Consider the following 19577-nt stretch of genomic DNA (forward strand, 5'->3'; position numbering starts at 1 on the left):
GCCGCCACGGGCCGGCAGGCTTCTGGTGGGCTGCCCAGCCGCGCGACGAGTGGCCCGACGATGACGAGCTTGCCGCGGAAATCGCGGCCGACTGGCACGGCGCACCGAACGATATGTCGATCGGCGACCGTCGCCAGGAACTGGTCTTGATCGGCGTCTCGCTCGATGCCGGTCATTGGCAGGCCAAGCTCGACGCCTGTCTCTTGACGGACGAAGAATATGCGCTCGGACCGCTTGGCTGGTCCGCACTTGCCGATCCATTCCCGGCCTGGGACCTCGACGCCGAGGACGAAGAGCACGGCGGCACGGGGCAGATCGTTCGTTAGGAATCGCTCGTCAGCGACGAGGGACGAGGCCGACCGGCGCGACGCTTACGCACTCAATAAAAAAACCCGCCTGAGGGCGGGTCTCGAACAAACGTCGAGCTGCAAGCATCAGCGCTTGTTGACCGCATCCTTGAATGCCTTGCCAGCCGTGAACTTGACCGTCTTCGCGGCCGGAATCTTGATGGTCTCGCCCGTCTTCGGGTTACGGCCGGTGCGAGCAGCGCGCTTGCCCGAGCCGAAGCTGCCGAAGCCGATCAGCTGAACCGCGTCGCCCTTCGAGACTGCCTTCTTGATCACTTCGAGAAGCGTATCCAGCGTTTCGCCGGTCTGAGCCTTGCTAGCGCCCGTCTGAGCCGCGACGGCGTCGATCAGTTCCTGTTTGTTCATTAACGTTCCTCTTTATCAGATTGAAGTGATACGGACAGCGCAAACGCGCCGAATTATACGTACGCAAGCTGTGCCGTCGAGTCGCTATGGCGAAGCGTGCGCCGCTCGGTCGCGCTGAACCCCCGGCGGTACGCCCTTGCGGCGCTTGCTATGATAGCTCAGCGCAAACCCAATAACGGCAAGGCTCTCAAAGAATTTAGCGCTGGCGAGCCTTGTCGGCGCTGGGTTTGAGCATTGTCATACTCGCGAACCCCTGCTGCCAAGGGGCTCGCGACGTTACGCGGGTCGGTCGTTGGATTTTGCCAACGCTCGCAAACCCCCGCCGGGCTTGGGTTTGCGGGCGATCGATGCGTCCAGGGGCCAATCGATTAGGGTTGCCCCTTAGGCCTTTGCCCGTCCTCGCTCGCGTGTTTCCCACAGTTTTCGTCTTGCCGATGACTTCCAAGCTGATTCCCGCCATCTTGGCTTTTCGCGACGACGGTACGCCGTTTTCCCCCGCCTATGGCGACATCTACCACAGCGCAGCCGGTGCTTTTGCCCAAGCCGAGCATGTGTTCCTGAGCGGAAACGGCTTGCCCGCACGCTGGCGAGCGCGGCGCACGTTCACCGTCGTCGAGACCGGGTTCGGCCTCGGCGGCAATTTCCTGGCCACCTGGGCGGCCTGGCGCGCGGATCCGAACCGCTGCGAGCGGCTCGCCTATGTCTCGATCGAAAAGCATCCGTTCAGCGCCCGCGATCTGCGCGCGCTGCACGAGCACACGATGACGGATGCAGCGGTTGCCGCGCTGGCCGATCAATTGGCGCGCGCCTGGCCGATGTTGACGCCCGGCTTACATCGTCTGGAATTCGACGATGCCCGTGTGACGCTCACGATCGCGTTCGGCGACGCCCTCGAACTGTTGCCCAAGCTCTGGCTGCGCGCCGACGCGTTTTATCTCGACGGCTTCTCGCCTGCCAAGAACCCGGATCTATGGTCCCCGCCCGTGTTCAAGGCATTGGCGCGATTGGCGGGCGAGGGGGCGACGCTCGCCACCTACACCTGTGCCGGTGACGTCCGGCGGGGCTTGGTCGCAGCCGGCTTCGCATGCGAAAAGGCACAGGGATTCGCCAGTAAGCGGGCCATGCTCGTCGGCCGCTTTGCGCCGCGTTGGCGCGTGCGGCGCCACGAACCGCCCGTGCCGGCCGCCGTGACCGAACGCCATGCGATCGTCGTCGGTGCGGGGTTGGCCGGCTGTTCGCTGGCCGAACGGCTTGCCGTGCGCGGCTGGCGCATCACGCTCGTCGAACGCCACCCGCGCGCGGGCTGCGAAGCCTCGGGCAATCCGGCGGGCGTGTTCCACCCGCTGCTTTCGCGCGACGAGAGCGTCGCCTCGAAAATCACGCGAACCGGTTTTCTTTACGCGCTGGCGCGCTGGCGAGCGCTAGAGCACGCCGGGTACGCGTTCTCTCGCAGCGGGCAAGGACTGCTGCAAATCGCCGAGGACGACACCGAATGGCGCGCGCTGACCGAGGCCCTCGACTCGCTCGGCTATCCGGACGAACTCGTCCGTGCGATGCCGCATGGCGACGCGCAGGCCGTTAGCGGGGTATCCGTCGCGCGCGGCGGCTGGCTGTATCCCCAAGGCGGCTCGCTCGATCCCGCTGCGCTTTGCGCGGCCTTGTGCGCGGCTGCCGGCGATGCACTGGCTTGGCGCACGGGCAGGCAAGCGGAAGGCATCCGACGCGAGGGCGACGCGTGGGTCGTTCTCGATGCCGACCGTGAAGTGCTCGCCCGCGCCCCCGTCGTCATCTTCGCGAATGCGCGAGATGCGGCGCGGCTAGCCGGCCTGCGCTATGCGCCCACCCGCGTCGTGCGCGGCCAATTGACGCGTTTGCCGCTCGGCACCGGCCCGGCCTTGCGCCTTCCGTTGATCGGCGAGGGCTATGCCATCCCATTGGCCGACGGCTTGTTGACGGGCGCCACCTATGACATCGACGACACCGGGGACGAGCTTCGTGTCGACAGTCATTTGGAAAATCTGCAACGGTTGGCGCGCTTGCTGCCCGATCTTTCGGGCTTGCTCGGGCAAGGCGAAGTATCGGATCCGGGCTCGCTCGCAGGGCGGGTCGCCTTCCGGTGCGTGACGAGCGATCGACTGCCGATGATCGGCGCGCTGGCCGACGAAGGCGCAAGCGAAGACGAAGCCGCCACGCTGCACGGCGCCTGGCCGCTCGATTTACCGCGCGCCGCGGGGCTGTACGGCAGCTTCGCCTTCGGTTCGCGTGGGCTCGTCTGGGCGTCGCTCGGCGCCGAACTCGTCGCCTCCCAACTAGAAGGGGAGCCTTGGCCGATAGAGCGCGATCTGGCCGAGGCGATCGATCCCGCCCGATACCTGCTGCGCGCTTTGCGCCAAGGCACCCTGCAACGACGATAGCCCCGCCGCTCGGTTCGCACGACACCATCCGCCGGGCTTGCGGACTCTTGCGCCAACTTATCCACCGCAGTGTGTGGATAAGCCGGCGAAAGTCCGGTGAAATTCATGTGCGCGCGATGTGGATGCTTTCGGGACAACTTCGGCGCTGCGCGAAATCGGGCAAAAGTTATACGACGCAACCCCGGGTCCCCACACAAGCTGCACATGGGTTATGCCTTCTGCAACGCTTTGATCTACTTAGGTTTACAGGGGTTTTGCACAGATTCGACGCCCCTTTGTTAACTTCTACTACGTATACATACGTAAACAAGTAAACCCTAACCCATGGCGCACGCCTCGCGCGCTGCACGGTCCAAGCACGGCGTACCGCAGGGCCACGACTTCGTCTGCTTGAAATCCATCGGCTACACCGAAACGCAAGCGGAAATCGGCCATTTTTTCTCCACGATACGAAATTAGATGTCGTTTGTACCGAGATGAATGCAAATCGATGAGCAATCGTGTGGGTTGACGGCAAGCTATGGCACAATCCGTGTTCCTCTTGCACACGTTGCGTAGCGGCGCATCGCTCGTGCGCTGCGCCAATGGGGGCGACGTGGGGTGTTGGGCCTCGTTTGGCCGGCCTCCAGCGGCGCCGCATCTTGGTTCCTCATGCCGGGCACGTGCCGCGCTACGCGCGAGCGCTCGGCGCCGCGTATCGAATCCGGCGCGCTTCGTCGTCGCCACGCTTGGGGCTCGCGCCGAGCCGCCGGCAATCACTATTTCCGTCCGCGTCGCGGCACCTCGCCGTCAGACCGGACAAGCAAGCCACGAGAACGAGCCGCATGCGGGCGCATAGCCTTGCTCGGCCTATCCGTAAAGGAGCAGCTATCAGATGAAATCGGCGTTTTCCTTCCTCCCGCACTGGCCGTTCGTGCCGGATGCCGTCTTTTGGGCGGGGCTCGCCTTGCTCGTCGCCGGTCTGCTCGGCGAGCTTTGCTATCGCGCCTGGCGGCTGCCGCGCGTCTCGGGCTACGCCGTGATCGGTTTGATCGCGGGGGCGTCCGGCTTCGGGGCGATCGACGTCGGCTCGGGCGGCTCGCTGCGGCTGCTGCTCGACGTCGCGTTAGGCCTGCTGCTGTTCGAACTCGGCGGCCGCTTGGATCTACGCTGGATTCGCCGCAATCCCTGGCTCGTGGCGTCGAGCTTGGCGGAGGCGACGCTCACCTTCGTCTTGGTGCTGGCGGCGCTCCTGTTTGCGCACATCGGCGCAGCCGTGGCCACCGTGATCGCAGCCATCGCGATGTCGACCTCGCCCGCCATGGTGATTCAGCTCAAGACCGAGCTGCGCGCCGAAGGGCAAGTGACGCAGCGGTTGCTCACGCTGACGGCGCTCAACAGCATGTATGCGGTCGTGGTCGAGAAGATCGCCTCGGGCTGGCTGCATCAGGAGGTCTACGGCAACGTATTCGCCACGATCGTGCAGCCGCTGTATCTGCTCGTCGGATCGCTCGCGCTGGCCTATGTGCTCGCGAAGGCCTGCACGTTGTTCTATCGGTCGATGCAAGTGCAGGACGAGCATTCGTTCGTCGCGCTGTTCGGCCTCGTGCTGCTGGCTATCGCGATCGCCCATCTGTTCAATCTATCGACGATCCTGAGCCTGTTGGCCGCCGGCATCATCGTCAAGAATCTCGAGGCGAAGCCGCAACTATGGCCCGAGCATTTCGGCACGGCCGGCTGGCTGCTCACGGTGATCTTGTTCGTGCTGACGCTGACCGCCTTCGAGTGGCGCGACATCGCGCTCGGCGGCGTCGCGGCGCTCTTGCTCATCGTGGCGCGCTTCGTTGCGAAGCTCGTCGGCGTGCTCGCTTTCGCGAAGCCGAGCGGTATCGGTTTGAAGCAAGGCGTGGCGCTCGGTTTGTCGCTCTCGCCCATGTCCGCGCTCGCGTATCTGCTCGTCGACGACACCTACGCGCTCTATCCGAACTTCGATCCGACGCTGCGCGCCGTCGTCATGTGTTCGATCGTCGTTTTGCAACTGGTCGGGCCCTGGCTCGTCTATCGATCGCTTGCGCTCGTCGGCGAGCGCCGTGCTTGAAAGCCGTTCGCAAGCCCTGATCGGACTGCCCCGGGCGGGCCTGTCCGAGAGGGGGTAGCCCGACATGAGCCGGCCCGAGATGGGCCAGCCCCAAGGAAAACACCATGGCACTTGAACCGTTCATCAACTCCAAACCGTTCACGTTCGGCGTCGAGCTGGAGATCCAGGTCGTCAATACGCACGATTACGACCTCACGAAGGCCGCTTCCGATTTGATGCGGCTCGTCAAAGACCAAAAGGTCCCCGGCAACATCACGCCCGAGATCACCGAGAGCATGATCGAGCTGTCGACCGGCATCTGCCATTCGCACGAGGAAGCGCTCGCGCAACTGCGCACGCTGCGCGACACGCTCGTGTCCGCGGCCGATCATCTGAACGTCGGCCTGGCCGGCGGCGGCACGCACGCCTTCCAGCAGTGGAGCGAGCGGCAGATCTTCGATGCGCCTCGCTTTCAATATCTTTCCGAACTTTACGGCTATCTCGCCAAGCAGTTCACCGTGTTCGGCCAACACGTGCACATCGGCTGTCCCGACCCCGACAGCGCACTGTTCCTGCTGCACGCGATGTCTCGATTCATTCCGCATTTCATTGCGTTGTCGGCGTCCTCTCCGTACGTCCAGGGCGTGGATACGGGCTTTCACTCGGCGCGCCTGAACTCCGTGTTCGCGTTTCCGTTGTCGGGGCGCGCGCCGTTCGTGCTGACCTGGTCGGCCTTCGAAGAATATTTTTCGAAGATGGTGGCCACGGGCGTCGTCAACAGCATGAAAGATTTCTACTGGGACATTCGACCCAAACCCGGTTACGGCACGATCGAAGTGCGCGTGATGGACACGCCGCTCTCGGTCGATCGCGCCGCGGCGATCGCGAGCTACATCCAGACACTGGCGCGCCATCTGCTCGTCGATCGGCCGTTCATGCCGAAGGAGGACGACTATCTCGTCTATACGTTCAACCGGTTCGAAGCGTGCCGCTTCGGGCTGGGCGGCACCTGCATCAATCCGCAGACAGGCACGCGGCGCCCGATTTTCGAAGATATCCTCGACACGCTTCGCGTAATCGAGCCGCATGCCGATGCGCTTCAATCGTCAGCCGCATTGCGTGAAATCGCCAACATCGCGCAAGGGCAAGTGAACGATGCGGCATGGCTGCGCGGCGTCGTTGCAAAAGAGAAGTCGTTGCACGAAGCGGTTCGCCAACAGTGCCTCCGATGGCGAGGGTTTTAGTTTTTTACGTTTACAACGTATACATTTGTAGTAGTAGTTAACAAGGGGGCGAAGCGTCTGTGGAAAACTCGATTTTTCGCCGACGCTTCAAGCACCTGTGTAAACGATAACCGCGTGGCTCTCGCGTGCGGAACTGACATGAACCCGGGGCAACTCGAGTCGCATTTCAATTGCTTCCGAGGTTATCCAGAAATCGCGCACAATCGGCTCGACTTGTTATACACGACTTATCCACAACATCGGCTGAATAAGTTAGCTGTACTATTTTTCCCCGTCGCTTAAAATGGCGCGTCTGCTGTGGCGAGACGTCATACCCATGACGCAGCATCGGCGTAAAAAACCGCCGGTACCGCTAACCGGCCGGGGCCGCCGCGGGCGCGGGGCGAGTCGCGCGCGAAGCGGGCGGGGCGCGTCTGAAATAGTAAAATCGGTACGCTGGAGCGCGGGCGTGCCGTCCCACGGGGCTGCCGGGGCGCCGCAAGGCAAGGCGCGAGCAGGCAACCGAATCAGCAGCGGCATGCTGTCAATGGCGAAATAGCGAACAAAGACTATGAGCGAAGGTGTAAACGTAGAGCAAGCCACCGGGCGCGTGACCCACAGCTTGCTACGCTTGAGCACGGCGATGCGCTCGCAAGCCTGGGAGTGGGCCGAGAGCGCAGGGCTCACGCCGACGCAAGGCGAGATCCTCATGTTGCTGATGCAGCGCAAGAGCCCGTTGCGGCTCGGCGAGATCGCTCGAGAGACGGCCCTCACAGCGGCCACGACGAGCGATGCCGTGAGCACCCTCGAAGCGAAAGGACTCATCGAGAAACGCCGCACGACGGAAGACGGCCGGGCGCTCGCCGTGAAACTGACGGCGCGCGGCCGCACGGCCGCCAAGCGCGCGCAGCAGTGGCCCGATTTTCTGACGGAGGCGATCGGCACGTTGCGCAATGAGGAGCAAGCCGTCTTTTATCGCACGATGATCAAGATGATTCGCCAGTTGGAAGTGCAGGGCGACATCCCGACGCATCGCATGTGCGTGACGTGCAAGTTTTTCGAAGCGAGCAAGAGCCCGAAGAAGACAGCACATCGCTGCACGGCGCTCGAGCTGGCGCTTGGCGACGCGCAATTGCGGCTCGATTGTCCCGTCCACGAAGAGGCCGATTCCTTGGCCCAAAAGAAGATCTGGAAGATCTTCGCGCAGAACGCCGCTTAAGCCAGATGACGCTCGTCGCGCCCCGGTGAGGAATCGATGAATCGTGAAGCGCTTGCTATCCGTCATGTGCATTTCGAGGATTTAGGCAGTCTCGAGCCCGTGCTCGGGCAGCGTGCATGGTCGGTGCGCTATCTCGACGTCGGGGTGGCGCGCGTCGATGCCCCGAAGCCCGAGGGGCAAGCGCTGACCGTCGTACTCGGCGGTCCGATCAGCGCCATCGACGATGTGTCCTACCCGACGCTCAAGCCGCTCCTTACGCTGCTGGAAAAAAGAATCGCCGCGGGCCGGCCGACGCTCGGCATCTGCCTCGGCGCCCAATTGATCGCTCGGGTGCTCGGTGCGCGCGTCCATACGATGAATCGCAAAGAGATCGGGTGGTCGCCGCTCGCATTGACCGAGGCGGGCCATCGTTCGCCGGTCCGCCACTTCGACGGCGCGCGCACTTCGATGCTGCATTGGCACGGCGACACGTTCGATTTACCGGCCGGTGCCGTGCGTCTCGCGTCTACTTCCGCCTGCGAAAATCAAGCCTTCGCTTGGGGCTCGAACGTGTTGGCGTTTCAATGTCATCCGGAAATTCGCAGCGATCGTTTCGAGCCTTGGCTGATCGGCCATGCGAGCGAGATCGCGGCGACGCCCGGCATCGATGTCGTGCAATTGCGTGCGGATACCGAGCGCTACGGCCCGGCGCTCGAGCGAGCCGCACATGACGCGTTCGGCGAGTGGCTGGACGCGATGACCGCCAGCAACGGGTAAAGAACGCGCAAATTCGTTCGGACGACATTGAACGAAGCGCCCGTCCGCGTGTACGATTGGCGCTTTGCGACGTTCGCGACGTCGCTATCCTCTCGCGGCGTCCTCTTGGGCGCCGCGTTTCCATCCCGCGATCGAAAACGCAATGCCGTACGACGGCAACCAGGCCTTCTGAGGATTTATCGATGAGTTCACGCAAGTTGCTCGTGCGCCAATCCGGCGTGCATGGCAAAGGTGTATTTGCCGCCGTGCCGCTCAAGGAGGGGGAGCGTCTGCTGGAATACAAGGGTGAGCGCATCTCGTGGAAGGAAGCGTTGCGGCGGCATCCGCACAATCCCGCCGAACCGAATCACACGTTCTACTTCGCACTGGAAGACGGTCGCGTCATCGATGGCAAGGTAGGCGGCAACAGCGCACGGTGGATCAACCATTCGTGCGCGCCCAATTGCGAAGCGGAAGAGGTCGACGGCCGCGTATTCATCCACGCGCTGCGCGACATCGCGGCCGATGAAGAGCTGTTCTACGACTACGGCCTCGTGATCGACGCACGTCAAACCAAGAAGCTCAAAGACGAATACGCGTGCCGCTGCGGCGCGCGCAAGTGCCGCGGCACGATGCTCGCGCCGAAACCCGCCGGTAAGAAGAGCGGTAAGAAGAACGGTAAGGCTTGAGGCGGCACGGCGAGCCCGAAGCCCGAATACCCGGCCAACGCGGTTTGGGCGAGCGCGGTTTAAGCGGAAGCCGATGCCGTTTGCGTTCCGGTTCGCGGCTCGCCGTTTCCGGCGATCGCGATCGGTACGCGTAGGACGAATCGCGCTCCGCCCGTCGCAGCGTCTTCGTAGCGCACGTTGCCGCCGTGCAAAATCATGATGTCGTGCACGATCGCCAGGCCCAAGCCCGCACCGGCTTCGACGCCGGGATCCGCCGAATCTTGACGATCGCCGCGAAAGAACCGCTTGAACAAGTCGGCCTGCAAGCCCGGCGTCACCCCCGCGCCATTGTCTTCCACGGCAATTTCCGCGAAGCGCGCACCCTGTTCGTCCGTCGTTTCCGCGACCGTGACGGTGACATTCGCGCCGACGGGCCTTGCCGACGGCAAGTATTTCAGCGCATTGTCGAGCAGGTTCGCGATGACTTCCCGTAAGAGCACCGGATTGCCCCGGACAATGAGCGGTTTGTCGTTCGACGGCGCGTCGAGCCGCTGAAAGCCGAGATCCACGTGGGCGGCCAGTGCGCGCGGAACCCATTCGGCACCGGTCTCGAATGCGAGCGCGGCGATGTCGAGTTCGGCGAAGCGCGCCGTTTGGGCGCCGGGCTCGGCCCGTGCCAGCGAGAGCAATTGATTCGACAGCCGCACCGCGCGATCGGCCGCGGCACGCAATTCGCGCACCGCTGAAAGCGTCTGCTGCTCGTCGCGCGCATTCGCGGCCTGTTCCGCGTGAAGTTTCACGGCGGTGAGCGGTGTGCGTAGCTGATGGGCCGCGTCGGCGATAAATTTACGTTGCGCGTCCAGCGCCGTCTTGAGCCGCACGAGCAAGGCATTCATCGCGCTCGTCAGCGGCTTGATTTCCATCGGCACGTAGGTTTCGTCGACAGGCTCGAGCGACGTGTGGGTTTGGCGGTTCAGCGAATCCGCGAGCACGGTCAACGGAATGAGTTCCTGATTGACCACCCGCCAAACGATGCCCCAGCCCGCAAACAGCAACAGCAATAGCGGCATCATGATCGCGACCAGAAATTCGGCGGCGATGCGATAGCGGTGCCGCAGCGGCTGCGCGACTTCGACGATGACGGGACGGCCGGCGGCTGGCAAGACGCGAACCTGTGCGACGCGCACGTGCATGCCTTCGAACTGCGCGTCGAATACGGATGCCGCCCGCTGTTCGCGCACGCGCGTGCCGAACAGCGGGAGTGCGCTTTCTCCCGCGATCTCATGCTCGCCGTCGCTGATCCGATAGATCAGTTGGTCGCTCGGATCCGAGAACATCGCGTGAGCGAGCGGCGGCACCGTGGAGCGCGCATCGGGCCCGGCGATTTGGATCTGTTTGGAGATGGCTGTCGCCAAATCGGCTAACGAGCGGTCGACGACGTGTTGCGTATATTGCCAGGCGAGCCAATAAGCGATGAGACCGCTCATCAGCGCGAGAAGGGACAACGGCGCGGCGAGCCGCCGCAGAAGCGAGCGGCGCAAGCTGGTCGCAGCGACATGCGGCATGGCGAGGGATCGTAAGGGACGGGAAAGGGAAGGGCGTACGCCGCGGCGATCGAACGTGCGCTCGCGCGTTCAGTCGGCAGCGCCATGCCAGCGCCATGCCGACTGCACGCGCCGCGCGCATTACGACGCTTGGCGGATTTCCTGCAGCAGATAGCCGAAACCGCGCACCGTGACGATTTCGACGCGGCAGTTTTCGAGTTTCTTACGGACGCGGTGCACGTACACTTCGATGGCCGTGTCGCCGAGATCGCCGCCGAAGTGCGTCAGATGGTCTTGCAATTGCGCCTTGCTGACGACGCGGCCGTGGCGCATCAACAGCATCTCGAGCACGGCGAATTCGCGCGGGGACAACTCGAGCGCCTTATCGTCGTTGAAGATGCGGCGATCGACGCCGGACAGGCGGACGCCGCCGAGCGATACCTCGGGCCGCGGCACCTCGCTGTGCGGGCCGCTGCGGCGCATGACCGCGCGAATGCGTGCTTCGAGTTCGGCGGGCTCGAACGGCTTGAGCATGTAGTCGTCGGCGCCGGCATTGAGCCCTTGCACGCGATCGTTCAGTTCGTCGCGCGCCGTGAGTACGATCACGGGCGTGTGACGGTTCGACTGCCGAAAACGCGACAGCAGCGTCATGCCGTCGATGCCGGGCAAGCCGAGATCGAGAATGACGAGTTCATGACGGTTTTGCGTGAGCGCTTGCTCGGCAAAGATGCCGTCGTGAACCATGTCGACGGTGAACCCGGCTTGTTCGAGGCTGCTTTGGATGCCGCGCGCGATAGGGCGGTCGTCTTCGATGAGAAGGAGTCGCATGGAATTCGCTCAAGTACAATGGATTGAAGCATTTCTAGCACGCCGACCGGCGATGCCTGCCCCACACAGCCAAGCGTGTCGCCGCAAGAAAAGCTCCGGCGCTCGCATGAACGATCACGAACATGTCCGAGATTACGATTCACGAACTTGAAGCCGCGATCAACTTTTGGCGCGCCCGCTCGCCTTCCAGCGGCGATGAACTCAGCTTATGCAAGGAGGCTAGCGCACTGTCCAAGCCGTATGCGCTGATGATTGTACAGCGTCAGGCCACGCTATCGTCAGACGGGCTCGAACCGAGCGCCCGCGCTGCGTGGGAAACCTACGTGCATACGGTGCAGGGCTAGCCGTTCGGGCGGGCGTCGCGCCAGCGCCTTCGGTCGCGGCGTCAGCCGCGCATGCGCCGCGCCGCTTCTTCGATAAACCCGGCCAGTTCGATATCGCGCTCGGTCACGCCTTGGGCGTCGTGCGTGGTCAGCGTGATGTCCACCGTGTGATAGACGTTGAACCATTCGGGATGGTGGTTCATTTCCTGTGCCTTGATGGCCACGCGTGTCATGAAGCCGAACGCTTCGTTGAAATCGGCGAACTTGAATTGACGGTGGATCGCGTCGCGCCCGGCGACGGCTTGCCAGCCGCTCAACTTGGAAAGCTGCGCCGCGCGTTCCTCCGAAGTGAGTTTGTGGATCATCGCAATCCCTCCTTTTAGGTGGCCGTGGGGCAGGGGAATCGACCCGATTCCCGCGCGCGAACGGCGCGTGCCGCCCACGACGATCCGGCCATTTTTTCACAACTGGGGCGATGCCGCTCGATGCGCCGTCGACGCTCAAATATCGCCGGCGCTGCGCCAGCCTTCGCCGCTGCCGCGCGTGATGACGGTATCGGTCGGCAATACGTCGCCGGCGCCGTACGCAGGCGCATCGGCCCACTTGGCGACGAGCGCGCGCAAGTCGGTTTGCGCGAGGTCGAACAACTGCCGGAAATCGTCGATCGCGAAGTAGGTCTTTTGAAACGTATCGATCCGGTAGCGCGTGCGCAAGACGCGTTCGAGCGAAAACGCGAGGCGGTTCGGGCTGTCGCTATGTTGGCTGTACAGCGTCTCGCTCTTGCTCGAGACGATGCCCGCGCCATAAATGCGCACACCGTTCGGGCTAGCCGCGTCTCGCAGCAGACCGAATTCGACCGTGTACCAGTAAAGACGCGCGAAGAGCGGCAGCGCGAGCGGATCGTCGGCGCAGGCGAGCGCGGTACGGCCATACGCCTGCATGTAATCGGCGAAGATCGGATCGATCAAAAGCGGCACGTGGCCGAACAGGTCGTGGAAGCAGTCGGGCTCTTGCAAATAATCGAGCTGGTCGGGCCGGCGCATCCACCATGTCACCGGGAAACGCCGATGGGCCAGGTGCTCGAAGAAGACGCGCTCGGGCACGAGCCCGGGTACAGCGACGACCTCGAATCCCGTGGCGGCACGTAGCTGGCGATTGAGCGCGTCGAACGACGGCACGCGGTCGGCCGGCAGGCCGAGCTTGGCGAGCCCGGCGAGGAATTCGTCGCACACACGCCCGTCGAGCAGGGCAGCCTGGCGAGCGTACAAGTGCGTCCAAACGGCGTGATCGACGTCGCCGTAGCGTGCCAGCGGCTGGTCGATCGTGAAATCGTCTCGCGTGACGAGGCCCGCATCGAACTGTTCTTTGAGCTTGGCGGTGGCGGACATGGCAAATTCCTGCATCGGTGGGTCGTTAGATGCAAGTCTAGTGCGGAGGCGGCGCGTAATGGGCGCAAAGACAGTGTGTATTCGGCTACCTATGCGATAATAACGCGCATAAACGTGAATTTATGCGGGAAATTTTCATGCTTGAACTCGATCATTTCGATTTGGCTTTGCTCGAGGTGCTGCAGCGCTTCGGCCGGGCTACGCATCAGCAGCTCGGCGAACGGGTGCCGCTTTCGCCGTCGCAGATCGGCCGGCGCTTGCAGCGGCTCGAATCGCTCGGCGTCATCGAAGGCTACCGCGTCATGCTGCGGCCCGAAAAACTCGGGCTCGGCGTGACGGCGTTTACGAGCCTGAAGCTCAAGCACCACGGCGATTCCATCGTCGAGCAGTTTCAGCAGCAAATCGACGTCCTGCCCGAAGTGCTCGAATGTCATGCCGTGGTAGGCGATGCCGACTACTTGCTGCGCATCGTCGCGCCGGATTTGAACGCGTTGTCTTCGTTCGTCATGAAGAAATTGATGCGGGTGCCGGGCGTCGACAGCGTGCGCTCGAACATCGTCTTGACGACATTCAAGCGCAACGGGCCGTTGCCGCTCGATCACCTTGCGCCGGGTACGGCGCCGGTTTGAGCGCGCCCCAATGACTTCCGTGTAGTCGGTTAGGCCGCGCGGCCGCCGAGGCTGTCGTTGAGCAGATCGACATAGGCCACCGCCACGAGATCGGTCTGCGGCACGCCGAGCTTGGCGAACAGCGCATGCGCTTCGCGCTCGCCTTCTTGCTCGTCGTCCTCGGGGGAGAGCACGACTTCGAGTTCGATGAAATCGCCGAGCCCGTCGACGCGATCGAGATGGATGCGCGTGCGTCCCGCTAGGTATACGTGCCGCTCCTTCGTCACGATGCCGCGCGTCGTGAGCGCCGTGGCGAGCAGCGCATGCATCGCATCGGGATTCGTCACGGGGCTGCGCGTGTAGTACGAGGCTTTCGGCCCGTCGCGATCGTCGCGTTGGTAGAAGATCAGCTCCGAGGGCGTGCCGTCGTCGAATTGGCGCAGCTTCAGACGGCCGCGCGGCACGTCGTAGAAGAAGTCTTGTTGACGAAAGATCAGCGGCGCTTCGTCCGAGAGCGAGGCGGCGCGCTCTCGCAATTCGTCGAATGCGCGAGCGCGGGCTTTCATTTCGATGTTGCGTGCCATGTCGAGCTCCTGTCGAAACGTGAGGTGAGACGAGGGGGCGGCCGGCAAGCGCGCCGCTCGCGGCGTGGACTGCGGCCGATAGCTTGCCGGTACAGGACAACGGAATGCGCAAACCGGGAAAAAACGAGCACACGGGAAGGGGCGGTGCGCCACGACGAATCTAACAAAAAGTCGCTGCGCATGTTTGCCAATATGACAGCCGATCGAACGAGCGATGCGACGGGATCGAGCATCGACCTCTCCCCATCGGTCTTCCCCACTTGATTTCTGGGCGCATCCGTGGGTACGCTTTCGAGGGCCTTCCCTCTCCCACCTCTCCTTACGCGGCGGTCTGCGTCATGACGAACGAAACGATTTTCCAAGGCGCGTTCGACTATGTGATCGTCGGCGCGGGGACGGCCGGCTGCGTGCTGGCGAACCGGCTCAGCGAGGATGCCGATGTCAGCGTCTTGCTGATCGAAGCGGGCGGCAAGGACGACTATCGCTGGATCCACGTGCCTGTCGGCTACCTCTATTGCATCGGCAACCCGCGCACCGATTGGCTCTATCGCACGGGCGAAGAAGCCGGGCTGGGCGGCCGTTCGTTGGCTTATCCGCGCGGGCGCGTCCTCGGCGGCAGTTCGTCGATCAACGGCATGATCTATATGCGCGGTCAGCGCGAGGATTACGACGAATGGGCGCGTGCGACGGGCGATTCGTCGTGGTCGTGGGACGCCGTGTTGCCCGTGTTCAAGCGCAGCGAGGATCACCATGGCGGAGCCGATGCGTGGCATGGTGCCGGCGGCCCATGGCGCGTCGAACGGCAGCGTCTGAAATGGCAGGTGCTCGAAGCGTTCCGAGAGGCGGCACAGCAAGCCGGGATTCCCGCCACCGACGATTTCAACCGCGGTGACAATAGCGGCGTGGGCTACTTCGAGGTCAATCAAAAACGCGGCGTGCGCTGGAATGCGTCGAAGGCGTTTTTGCGTCCCGCGCTCGCGCGTCCGAATCTGACCGTCGTCACGGGTGCGCAAGCGCGGCGTCTGACGTTCGATGGCAAACGCTGCACGGGCGTCGCCTATCGCGGCGGCGCTTCGGGCTCGCGCGAGTTCGTCGCGCAAGCACGCGTGGAAGTGGTATTGGCCGCGGGCGCCGTCAATTCCCCGCAACTGCTCGAACTATCGGGCATCGGCAATGGGGCCCGACTGCAGGGGCTCGGGATCGATGTCGTGCACGATTTGCGCGGCGTCGGCGAGAACCTTCAAGACCATCTGCAATTGCGAATGGCGTATAAGGTGAGCGGCGTGCGCACGCTGAACACGATGACGGCGCACTGGTGGGGCAAGCTGCTCATCGGCGTGCAATATGCCCTCTGGCGCAGCGGCCCGATGTCGATGTCGCCGTCGCAATTGGGGGCTTTCGCGAAATCGTCCGACGCCGATGCTTCGATTACCCGCCCCGACATCGAATATCACGTGCAGCCCTTATCGCTCGATCGCTTCGGCGAGCCGCTGCACCGCTTCGATGCGTTTACGGCGTCGGCCTGTCATTTGCGGCCGACATCGCGCGGCAGCATTCATATCGCATCGCCCGATCCGTTCGCGCCCCCGACGATCGCGCCGAATTACCTATCGACCGACTACGATCGCCACGTGGCGGCCAATGCGTTGCGGCTGACGCGCCGCATCGTGCAAGCGCCCGCGCTCGCGCGCTACGCCCCCGCGGAAGTCTTGCCCGGGCCGAAGTTTCAAACCGAAGAAGAACTCGTCGAGGCAGCGGGCGCTGTCGGCACGACGATCTTCCACCCCGTCGGCACATGCCGGATGGGTTGCGCCGACGATCCCGGCGCGGTGGTCGATGCGCGCTTGCGGGTGTTCGGCGTGACGGGGTTGCGTGTGGTGGATGCATCCGTGATGCCGAACATTACTTCGGGGAACACGAATTCGCCCACGCTCATGATTGCCGAGCGCGCGAGCGACATGATCCGTGCCGACCGCCGCGCGCGGGACGCATCGACGAGCGAAGCGACGCGCGCTTCGACTGTGTCGGCCGTGTGACGATCGCCCGCATATGACTGTCCGACACATTGCGGTCGCATTCGCATTTCGTTGACTACACAATTAAGCACTAGTGCAAATCCCTATGATTGCGCTGCATCATTGGCGCGACAATGCGCGATGCCGCATGGGGCGGGGCCGACCTCTGTCGCGTTGATGCACTATGCCAAAAAACGGCGGGCATCCCGATTATCGAAGGGGGGACCGTCCCAGGTGCGACGCGCGCGACAAGTGCGTGCCACATGCAGTGCTTCGCCTGACTTCGCATGGAAGGGGACATGATTCTCGGCGACACGATTTTGGAAACGCGCGGGCTGACCAAAGAGTTCAAGGGCTTCACGGCCGTGAATGGCGTGAACCTGCGCGTGCGCCGCGGCTCGATCCATGCACTGATCGGCCCGAACGGCGCGGGCAAGACCACCTGCTTCAATTTGCTGACGAAGTTTCTCGAGCCCAGCGCGGGACAGATCGTCTTCAACAACGTCGATATCACGCGCGAGCGTCCCGCCCAGATTGCCCGGCGCGGCATCATTCGCTCGTTTCAGATCTCGGCCGTCTTTCCGCATTTGACGGTGCTCCAAAACGTGCGCGTCGGGTTGCAGCGCGCGTTGGGCACGGCATATCACTTTTGGCGCAGCGAACGCACGCTGCGGCGTCTCGACGAACATGCGCGCGCGTTGCTCGACCAAGTGGGCCTGACCGATTTCGCCGATACGGTCACGGTCGAACTCTCGTATGGCCGCAAGCGTGCGCTCGAAATCGCCACGACGCTTGCGATGGAGCCGGAACTCATGCTGCTCGACGAGCCGACGCAAGGCATGGGCCACGAAGACGTCGATCGCGTCACCGCGCTGATCAAAAAAGTGTCGGCGGGCCGTACGATTCTCATGGTCGAGCACAACATGAACGTGATTGCGGGCATCTCCGATACGATCACCGTCCTGCAACGCGGCGAAGTGCTCGCGGAAGGCAGCTATGCCGAGGTATCGAAGAATCCGCTCGTGATGCAAGCCTATATGGGCAGTGCCGACGCGGCATTGACGGGGACGCATTGATGAACCACACGGAGCGGGAAAGCATCGCGGTAAGCGGCGGCGAGCAAACGCTGGACAGCGCGCCCGCCGCATTGACGATCTCGGGCCTGCAAGCGTGGTACGGCGAATCGCACATCTTGCACGGCGTCGATCTGACGGTGAGAAAGGGCGAGGTCGTGACCTTGCTCGGTCGCAACGGTGCGGGACGCACGACGACGCTGCGCGCGATCATGGGCCTCACGGGCCGGCGCACGGGCTCGGTGCGGATCGGCGAGAAAGAGACGATCCACATGTCGACGCACAGAATCGCGCACTGCGGCGTGGGCTACTGCCCCGAGGAGCGCGCGATTTTCTCGAGCCTGTCGTGCGAGGAGAATCTGTTGCTGCCCCCGATGGTGGGCGAGAGCAGCAACGCGATGTCGCTCGATGAAATCTACGAGATGTTCCCGAACTTGAAAGAGCGCCGCACGAGCCAGGGCACGCGGCTGTCGGGCGGAGAGCAGCAGATGTTGGCGGTGGCGCGCATTTTGCGCACGGGCGCGAACCTGCTTTTGCTCGACGAGATTTCCGAAGGCCTCGCGCCCGTCATCGTGCAAACGCTGGCGCGGATGATTCTCGCGCTCAAATCGCGCGGCTATACGATCGTGATGGTCGAACAAAATTTCCGGTTCGCGGCGCCGCTGGCCGATCGCTTCTACGTCATGGAGCACGGCCGTATCGCGCTGCATTTCGTCGCGCGCGAACTCGAAAGCAAGATGCCGGTCCTGCACGATCTGCTGGGCGTCTAACGCCGGGCACGTCGATACCGGGCGCATGTTTCGTGCGCCGCGCCGCAGGCATGAGTAGGCATGAGTAGGCATTAGGGCAGTTGCACGCACAACCATAAGCGAAGAAGGAGATACCAATGAGAACCCCGTTGCTCGCAAGCGCTGTTCGCACTCTCGCAGTCACCGGCACCGCAGTTGCCGCGATGATGGCCTTTCATCCCGCGGTGGCGGCCGAAAACCAAGTCACGATCGGCTTCATCACCGACATGTCGGGTCTTTACGCCGATATCGACGGCAAGGGCGGCGCCACCGCGATTCAAATGGCCATCGACGATTTCGGCGGCAAGGTGAACGGTCTGCCGATCAAACTGATTACGCAAGACCACCAGAACAAGGCCGACATCGCCGCCTCGACGGCGCGCAAGTGGATCGACACGGAAGGCCTCGACCTCTTGATCGGCGGGACGAACTCGGCGACGGGTCTCGCCATGAACGACGTGATCAAGGAGAAGAAGCGTCCGTACATTTCGATCGGCGCGGGCACGGACGCGCTGACGAACAAGCAATGCACGCCGTACACGATCCACTATGCCTACGACACGACCGCACTCGCGCGCGGCACCGGTTCGGCGATCGTCAAGCAAGGGTTCAAGAGCTGGTATTTCCTGACGGCCGACTACGCTTTCGGCAAGTCGCTCGAGCAGAACACGGCGAAGGTGGTGGAGGCGAACGGTGGCAAGGTGCTCGGCAATGCGCTGCATCCGCTGTCGGCATCGGACTTCTCCTCGTTCCTGTTGCAGGCGCAATCGTCGAAGGCGCAAGTGCTCGGCCTGGCCAATGCAGGCGGCGACACGGTCAACTCGCTGAAGGCGGCGAAGGAATTCGGCATCACGAAGTCGATGAAAATCGCCGCGCTGCTGATGTTCCTCGACGACGTGCACAGCGTGGGGCTGCCGACGGCGCAAGGCTTGTTGCTGACGGATAGCTGGTACTGGGATCAGAACGAGAAGTCGCGCGCGTGGGCGCAGAAGTACTTCAAGAAGACGGGCAAGATGCCCTCGAGCCTGCAAGCGGCCGACTACTCGGCGGCGATGGATTATCTGAATGCCGTGAAGACCGTCGGTTCGACCGATCCCGACAAGGTGATGGCGCAACTGCATAAGCAGCCCGTCGACGACTTCTACGCGAAGGGCACGGTGCGTCCCGACGGCGTGATGCTGCACGACATGTATCTGTTCCAGGTCAAGACGCCGGCCGAATCGAAGAAGCCGTGGGACTACTACGCGCTGAAGGCGACGATTCCGGGCGATCAAGCGTTCGGCACGAAGGCCGAAACGCAGTGCGATCTGTGGAAGTAATCGGCCAAGCAATCGGCCTTAAGCGGCGCGCGCAGGCGATGCGCGCCGCTCGATCGCGCGCGTCTTTTTCTCTTTGACG

The 19577-nt window shown here is 63.2% G+C and carries 19 protein-coding genes; 13 read left to right on the top strand and 6 right to left on the bottom strand.

Features of this window, described 5'->3' with window-relative positions; translation table 11 throughout:
• Positions 1–326: GTP-binding protein (locus ACTHN9_RS21600; RefSeq protein ID WP_440538819.1), on the top strand; the 326-nt coding region annotated here is incomplete at its 5' end.
• 108 nt (positions 327–434) lie between these two features.
• Here the strand turns inward: ACTHN9_RS21600 and ACTHN9_RS21605 are convergent.
• Positions 435–713 (bottom strand): HU family DNA-binding protein, encoded by a 279-nt coding sequence (locus ACTHN9_RS21605; RefSeq protein ID WP_006401505.1) that lies wholly within the window; start codon positions 711–713, stop codon positions 435–437.
• Between the two features lie 434 nt (positions 714–1147).
• Between ACTHN9_RS21605 and mnmC the strand changes: the two genes are divergently transcribed.
• The 6 genes from mnmC (at position 1148) to ACTHN9_RS21635 (ending at position 9049) form a co-directional block, all read left to right on the top strand.
• On the top strand, positions 1148–3127 hold the full coding sequence (mnmC, locus tag ACTHN9_RS21610) for a bifunctional tRNA (5-methylaminomethyl-2-thiouridine)(34)-methyltransferase MnmD/FAD-dependent 5-carboxymethylaminomethyl-2-thiouridine(34) oxidoreductase MnmC (protein WP_440538820.1): 1980 nt from the start codon (positions 1148–1150) through the stop codon (positions 3125–3127).
• Between the two features lie 874 nt (positions 3128–4001).
• Positions 4002–5204 carry a cation:proton antiporter gene (locus ACTHN9_RS21615; protein WP_440538821.1) on the top strand — a complete coding sequence of 401 codons (1203 nt, stop codon included), beginning with the start codon at positions 4002–4004 and terminating at the stop codon, positions 5202–5204.
• A gap of 104 nt (positions 5205–5308) precedes the next feature.
• On the top strand, positions 5309–6427 hold the full coding sequence (locus ACTHN9_RS21620; RefSeq protein ID WP_440538822.1) for a YbdK family carboxylate-amine ligase: 1119 nt from the start codon (positions 5309–5311) through the stop codon (positions 6425–6427).
• A 550-nt stretch (positions 6428–6977) separates the two neighbouring features.
• Positions 6978–7625 carry a MarR family winged helix-turn-helix transcriptional regulator gene (locus ACTHN9_RS21625; protein WP_440538823.1) on the top strand — a complete coding sequence of 216 codons (648 nt, stop codon included), beginning with the start codon at positions 6978–6980 and terminating at the stop codon, positions 7623–7625.
• A 36-nt stretch (positions 7626–7661) separates the two neighbouring features.
• Positions 7662–8381, top strand: coding sequence for a glutamine amidotransferase (locus ACTHN9_RS21630; protein ID WP_440538824.1), 720 nt, complete (start codon positions 7662–7664; stop codon positions 8379–8381).
• A 182-nt stretch (positions 8382–8563) separates the two neighbouring features.
• Positions 8564–9049 (top strand): SET domain-containing protein, encoded by a 486-nt coding sequence (locus ACTHN9_RS21635; protein WP_440538825.1) that lies wholly within the window; start codon positions 8564–8566, stop codon positions 9047–9049.
• Positions 9050–9108: 59 nt separating this feature from the next.
• On the opposite strand, the gene ACTHN9_RS21640 is transcribed toward ACTHN9_RS21635, so the two are convergent.
• Complete coding sequence (locus ACTHN9_RS21640; protein ID WP_440538826.1) at positions 9109–10593, bottom strand: sensor histidine kinase; 1485 nt, start codon at positions 10591–10593, stop codon at positions 9109–9111.
• Between the two features lie 120 nt (positions 10594–10713).
• Positions 10714–11400 (bottom strand): response regulator transcription factor, encoded by a 687-nt coding sequence (locus ACTHN9_RS21645; protein ID WP_440538827.1) that lies wholly within the window; start codon positions 11398–11400, stop codon positions 10714–10716.
• 122 nt (positions 11401–11522) lie between these two features.
• Here ACTHN9_RS21645 and ACTHN9_RS21650 point away from each other — a divergent pair, with 122 nt between their 5' ends.
• Positions 11523–11744 carry a DUF3717 domain-containing protein gene (locus ACTHN9_RS21650; RefSeq protein WP_440538828.1) on the top strand — a complete coding sequence of 74 codons (222 nt, stop codon included), beginning with the start codon at positions 11523–11525 and terminating at the stop codon, positions 11742–11744.
• Positions 11745–11785: 41 nt separating this feature from the next.
• On the opposite strand, the gene ACTHN9_RS21655 is transcribed toward ACTHN9_RS21650, so the two are convergent.
• Positions 11786–12088, bottom strand: a complete 303-nt coding sequence (locus tag ACTHN9_RS21655) for a 4a-hydroxytetrahydrobiopterin dehydratase (RefSeq protein WP_440538829.1) — start codon at positions 12086–12088, stop codon at positions 11786–11788.
• Between the two features lie 135 nt (positions 12089–12223).
• On the bottom strand, positions 12224–13111 hold the full coding sequence (gene phhA / locus ACTHN9_RS21660) for a phenylalanine 4-monooxygenase (RefSeq protein ID WP_440538830.1): 888 nt from the start codon (positions 13109–13111) through the stop codon (positions 12224–12226).
• A 137-nt stretch (positions 13112–13248) separates the two neighbouring features.
• Here phhA and ACTHN9_RS21665 point away from each other — a divergent pair, with 137 nt between their 5' ends.
• Positions 13249–13740 (top strand): Lrp/AsnC family transcriptional regulator, encoded by a 492-nt coding sequence (locus ACTHN9_RS21665; RefSeq protein WP_440538831.1) that lies wholly within the window; start codon positions 13249–13251, stop codon positions 13738–13740.
• A gap of 29 nt (positions 13741–13769) precedes the next feature.
• Here the strand turns inward: ACTHN9_RS21665 and ACTHN9_RS21670 are convergent, their stop codons facing one another.
• Complete coding sequence (locus tag ACTHN9_RS21670; RefSeq protein ID WP_440538832.1) at positions 13770–14303, bottom strand: class IV adenylate cyclase; 534 nt, start codon at positions 14301–14303, stop codon at positions 13770–13772.
• Positions 14304–14641: 338 nt separating this feature from the next.
• On the opposite strand from ACTHN9_RS21670, the gene ACTHN9_RS21675 reads away from it, so the two are divergent.
• From ACTHN9_RS21675 to ACTHN9_RS21690, 4 genes are all read left to right on the top strand, one after another.
• Positions 14642–16339 (top strand): GMC family oxidoreductase, encoded by a 1698-nt coding sequence (locus ACTHN9_RS21675; protein ID WP_440538833.1) that lies wholly within the window; start codon positions 14642–14644, stop codon positions 16337–16339.
• 278 nt (positions 16340–16617) lie between these two features.
• Complete coding sequence (locus ACTHN9_RS21680; RefSeq protein WP_440538834.1) at positions 16618–17394, top strand: ABC transporter ATP-binding protein; 777 nt, start codon at positions 16618–16620, stop codon at positions 17392–17394.
• Positions 17394–18161: an ABC transporter ATP-binding protein gene (locus ACTHN9_RS21685; RefSeq protein WP_440538835.1), complete on the top strand. Its 768-nt coding sequence runs from the start codon at positions 17394–17396 to the stop codon at positions 18159–18161. Before ACTHN9_RS21680 ends, ACTHN9_RS21685 begins: the two co-directional genes overlap by 1 nt.
• Before the next feature lie 182 nt (positions 18162–18343).
• Positions 18344–19498 carry an ABC transporter substrate-binding protein gene (locus tag ACTHN9_RS21690; RefSeq protein ID WP_440538849.1) on the top strand — a complete coding sequence of 385 codons (1155 nt, stop codon included), beginning with the start codon at positions 18344–18346 and terminating at the stop codon, positions 19496–19498.
• Positions 19499–19577 lie beyond the last annotated feature (79 nt).

Source organism: Trinickia sp., assembly GCF_051953405.1.
Classification (GTDB): domain Bacteria; phylum Pseudomonadota; class Gammaproteobacteria; order Burkholderiales; family Burkholderiaceae; genus Trinickia.

Coding starts and splice junctions, on each gene's coding strand:
- ACTHN9_RS21605 (WP_006401505.1), bottom strand. CDS start 713: ATGAACAAACAGGAACTGATCGACGCCGTCGCGGCTCAGACGGGCGCT.
- mnmC (WP_440538820.1), top strand. CDS start 1,148: ATGACTTCCAAGCTGATTCCCGCCATCTTGGCTTTTCGCGACGACGGT.
- ACTHN9_RS21615 (WP_440538821.1), top strand. CDS start 4,002: ATGAAATCGGCGTTTTCCTTCCTCCCGCACTGGCCGTTCGTGCCGGAT.
- ACTHN9_RS21620 (WP_440538822.1), top strand. CDS start 5,309: ATGGCACTTGAACCGTTCATCAACTCCAAACCGTTCACGTTCGGCGTC.
- ACTHN9_RS21625 (WP_440538823.1), top strand. CDS start 6,978: ATGAGCGAAGGTGTAAACGTAGAGCAAGCCACCGGGCGCGTGACCCAC.
- ACTHN9_RS21630 (WP_440538824.1), top strand. CDS start 7,662: ATGAATCGTGAAGCGCTTGCTATCCGTCATGTGCATTTCGAGGATTTA.
- ACTHN9_RS21635 (WP_440538825.1), top strand. CDS start 8,564: ATGAGTTCACGCAAGTTGCTCGTGCGCCAATCCGGCGTGCATGGCAAA.
- ACTHN9_RS21640 (WP_440538826.1), bottom strand. CDS start 10,593: ATGCCGCATGTCGCTGCGACCAGCTTGCGCCGCTCGCTTCTGCGGCGG.
- ACTHN9_RS21645 (WP_440538827.1), bottom strand. CDS start 11,400: ATGCGACTCCTTCTCATCGAAGACGACCGCCCTATCGCGCGCGGCATC.
- ACTHN9_RS21650 (WP_440538828.1), top strand. CDS start 11,523: ATGTCCGAGATTACGATTCACGAACTTGAAGCCGCGATCAACTTTTGG.
- ACTHN9_RS21655 (WP_440538829.1), bottom strand. CDS start 12,088: ATGATCCACAAACTCACTTCGGAGGAACGCGCGGCGCAGCTTTCCAAG.
- phhA (WP_440538830.1), bottom strand. CDS start 13,111: ATGTCCGCCACCGCCAAGCTCAAAGAACAGTTCGATGCGGGCCTCGTC.
- ACTHN9_RS21665 (WP_440538831.1), top strand. CDS start 13,249: ATGCTTGAACTCGATCATTTCGATTTGGCTTTGCTCGAGGTGCTGCAG.
- ACTHN9_RS21670 (WP_440538832.1), bottom strand. CDS start 14,303: ATGGCACGCAACATCGAAATGAAAGCCCGCGCTCGCGCATTCGACGAA.
- ACTHN9_RS21675 (WP_440538833.1), top strand. CDS start 14,642: ATGACGAACGAAACGATTTTCCAAGGCGCGTTCGACTATGTGATCGTC.
- ACTHN9_RS21680 (WP_440538834.1), top strand. CDS start 16,618: ATGATTCTCGGCGACACGATTTTGGAAACGCGCGGGCTGACCAAAGAG.
- ACTHN9_RS21685 (WP_440538835.1), top strand. CDS start 17,394: ATGAACCACACGGAGCGGGAAAGCATCGCGGTAAGCGGCGGCGAGCAA.
- ACTHN9_RS21690 (WP_440538849.1), top strand. CDS start 18,344: ATGATGGCCTTTCATCCCGCGGTGGCGGCCGAAAACCAAGTCACGATC.